1 protein-coding gene and 1 pseudogene are annotated in these 2,775 nt (G+C 58.9%); both read left to right on the forward strand.

The window, feature by feature from the left end; all coding sequences use genetic code 11:
* A pseudogene (locus ACH2EI_RS22175) lies at positions 1 to 1,064 on the forward strand (restriction endonuclease); the annotation flags it as partial.
* On the forward strand, positions 1,064 to 2,775 hold a 1,712-nt coding region (locus ACH2EI_RS22180; protein ID WP_395161633.1), incomplete at its 3' end, for a DEAD/DEAH box helicase family protein. The pseudogene ACH2EI_RS22175 and the gene ACH2EI_RS22180, both read left to right, overlap by 1 nt.

Here is a 2,775-nt window from a genome sequence, read left to right on the forward strand (position 1 = left end):
GCCCGCTGGGTAACGTGTCGGGCGTGGGACTCAAGGCGTTGCCGCCGGTCCGCAGTGCGATCGGAAGTGGCCACGACACGAAAACCATCATCTTGTCGTGCGGGAAACTCACCACTGGGGTGACCGTTCCACAGTGGTCGTCGATTTTGATGCTCCGGAACCTCAAATCGCCCGAGACGTACTTCCAGGCAGCGTTCCGGGTGCAGTCGCCCTGGTCGATCAGGAACCCCGACGGGACGGACCCCCATCATCACGAGGTCCTCAAACCGGTCTGCTTCGTCTTCGACTTCGCGCCGACCCGAGCACTCCGCCAGATTGCCGAGTACGGCGGAGGTCTCTCCCCGGATGTTGCGAATCCCGAGGATGCGGTAAGGGAGCTGGTGAGCTTCCTGCCGGTCCTCGCCTACGACGGCTCTCACATGACGCAGATCGATGCTGGCGGCATCCTCGACATCGCTATGGCCGGAACATCAGCGACGCTGCTTGCACGGAAGTGGGAGTCGGCCCTCCTGGTCAATGTCGATAACGACACGCTCAGAAAGATCCTCGCCAACCCAAAGGCCATCGAGGCCATCATGAAAATCGAGGGATTCCGAGCCCTTGGAAGCGACGTCTTGGAGACCGTGCTCAATAAGAGTGAGCAGGTCAAGGCGACGAAGAAGGAGAAGGGCGACGACATCACCCCGAAGGAGAAGAAGGAGCTGTCCGAGGAGGAAAAGGAGTACAAGTCGAAGCGCAAGCAGGTGCAGGAGAAGCTCATCAAGTTCGCCACGCGTATCCCAGCCTTCATGTACCTCACGGACTTCCGGGAGAACACCCTCCGCGACGTCATCACCAAGCTGGAGCCAGACCTGTTCAAGACGGTCACAGGATTGACGGTCGACGACTTCCACTTGCTGGTGTCGCTGAATGTGTTCAACGGCGCGCACATGAATCAGGCGGTCTTCGCCTTTCGCCGGTACGAAGACTCCTCGCTCTCGTACACGGGCATCGACAGCCACGAAGGTCTGCACCACTTCGGCTTGTACGACACCGTTGTTGCTCGCGAGCTTCAGCAGACGTAATGGCTCGGGAGCGCTATGGGGACTACACATCTCACCCCGACGACTGGCGAATTTACGCCTACACAAAATCACCAGAACGTCTCAAGCGGTGGAAACGCGGGGACGGTGGTGGCGTTGGCCTCATCAAGGTCGGCGAGTCGAAGGCTGGAAGAAATGCGAAGCGTATCGCCGGCCACAATCGCACTGGCGCCGGGGTCGATCCCGAGATTGAGGAGCTGATTCTCGAGGAGGAAGTCAAGACTCCGAGCGGTGCATGGTTCTCCGATAAAGCGCTCCACAAGGTCTTGGAGGGCGCTGGCGTCAAGCGAATTGCCAGCGACAACACAGGCGACGAATGGTTCGAAGCGACCATCGAGGAGGTCAGGGCGGCCATCATCGCCCTGCGAACCGGCACCGAGGTCGACTTCCAGCGCTGGCAGAACTTCAAAATGCGACCATCCCAGGAGAAGGCGGTGGACGCTACCGAGGCCTACTTCAGTGGTGCCAAGGATACAGACACGGTGAAGTTTTTGTGGAACGCCAAGATGCGGTTCGGAAAGACACACGCTGCGTATCAGCTAGCGATGCGAATGAAGTGGAAGCGGTTGCTCGTGATCACGTATCAGCCGGCAGTTGCAGATTCGTGGAGAACCGATCTGCTCACGCACGCGGCGTTCAAGGGTTGGGAGTACGTCGACAAGGACACGGCCCCGACAACGAAGGCCGGCCTCGCGAAGATCACCGCACCTCTGGCCTGGTTCGTCTCCTTTCAGGACCTTTTTGGAACCGACGGCGACGGCGCTGTGAAGAAGCGCAACAAGCTCGTGCACGAGATGGCGTGGGACTGCATCGTCATCGACGAGTACCACTTTGGCGCGTGGCGTGAGAACGCGCGCGAGATGTACGACCCGTCGGAACGAAAGTCGGTCGGCGCCTTGCAGAATGCATCGTTTCGCCCGGACCAGACAGGCCTCTCGGCGAACAGATTTCTGTACCTTTCTGGCACGCCGTTCAGAGCCATCACGTTTGGCGAGTTCAGCACGGAAGAGATGTTCAACTGGTCATACGTGGAAGAGCAGGCGGCAAAACAAGAGGACGGGGCCAGCGGGCCAAACCCGTATGAGGAACTTCCCACCTTGAGCGTGATGACCTACGAGCTCGGGAGTCTCACTGAGGAGTTCGCCGACGGGTCCAATAATGCCTTTTCATTGACCGATTTCTTCAAGGCCACCAGGAATGAAGCCAACGGAGGGTATGAATTTGAGAACCAGAATCGAGTCGTCGCGTTTCTACATCTGATCAAGGGCCACAAACGAACACATCAGCTGAAGCAACTCTCGGCGGACGCAGACGCCGCACCGTTTCCATTCGAAGGAACTGACTACGGCGACGCCGTGATGCACAGCGTTTGGTACCTCGCTGACGTTGCGGCTTGCCATGCGATGGGCGAGCTGCTGGCATCCAAGCCCAAGTTTTCGCAGTACAAGATCGTGGTGGCCGCCGGATCATCTGTAGGGCAGGGAGCGAAGGCGCTTAAGCCAGTCAGGAGGGCTATCAGCGAGTCAACCGAAGCGGGACTCGAAGGGTCGATCACCTTGACTTGTGGGAAACTGCTTACCGGAGTCACGGTGCGCGAATGGGGCGCGATCCTGATGCTTCGCAACCTTCAAGCTCCAGCGTCGTACTATCAGGCCTCGTTCCGTGTTCAGTCGCCCAGAAGTTCCCGGCTACC

The organism is Ilumatobacter sp. (assembly GCF_041688325.1).
GTDB lineage: Bacteria > Actinomycetota > Acidimicrobiia > Acidimicrobiales > Ilumatobacteraceae > Ilumatobacter_A.